Genomic DNA, 821 nt, shown 5'->3' with positions numbered 1-821 from the left:
GCGATGGATACCTTGCTCCAACTGCGGGCGCAGGGCGTCCTGCTGGGTCTTCAGGTCGATAAAGCCCATGCCGGCCTGAGCAGCTGGTTGCTGGCAGAAAACCTCGGGCGAAACACAGCGGTCGCGATGGTCATTCAGAAGCACCTCATCGCGCGTGAGTAACTTGATCGCGCCGGGCGCAAATCGGTCGAGCGCGTGAAGCAGTTGCTCATCCTCTGGATCGGGACTGTCGAAAACGGCCCCTTCCCCCGCGAGCGCGGCCAGCCAGTGTTTGTCCGCCGCAAACACCTTTAGAAGGGATTTCGATTGATGTGCAAGCTGCTTGGCAGACAGCGGCTTCGCTGCGGGCGACTGGGCTCGCTGTAGCGCTCGTCTGGTCACATAATCGAGCGTCTGCACGCTGCCGGCATAGAGCCAAAGCCGACCACCCTCGGCCAGACACTTGGCGATTGCCAGATCGACCGATTCACACCATGGCTTCCGACCGACACAGCTGTCGACCGCGACATTCACATCCAACAACAAGTCCATCACTCAGCGGTCCTCTCGTAACGCTAAAGCGTCGAGACGCTCGCATTGCTTATCACTCATCGCGGGCAGTTCATCGTCTGGGGGAGGTGGCGCGTTGCGTATCGCGTCGAGCATTTCGCGCTTGGCTCTAGCGTGCGCAACTACCTCAAACGGCAGGTTGCCGGCGAGCCCCACAGTGCTTGCCCCAGGGTCTATGGTCCCGTCAATCGCCTCGTCTGGCACCTCGACGACCACCCGCAATGGGCCTTGCTTGAGCCTCAACGGCGTCAGAAATTCGAGTCTGCCCTGGC

1 protein-coding gene and 1 pseudogene are annotated in these 821 nt (G+C 60.9%); one reads left to right on the top strand and one right to left on the bottom strand.

Annotated elements, in window-relative coordinates; translation table 11 throughout:
* Positions 1–399: pseudogene (locus VBE63_RS30670) on the bottom strand (aminotransferase); the annotation flags it as partial.
* Between the two features lie 177 nt (positions 400–576).
* On the opposite strand from VBE63_RS30670, the gene VBE63_RS30665 reads away from it, so the two are divergent.
* Positions 577–821, top strand: a 245-nt coding sequence (locus tag VBE63_RS30665) for a hypothetical protein (protein WP_323686727.1), incomplete at its 3' end; no start/stop codon positions are given.

The organism is Lamprobacter sp., assembly GCF_034860625.1.
Classification (GTDB): Bacteria; Pseudomonadota; Gammaproteobacteria; order Chromatiales; family Chromatiaceae; genus Lamprobacter.
Note: the sequence above shows the minus strand (reverse complement) of the source record. Positions and strands in the feature narration are given on the sequence as shown.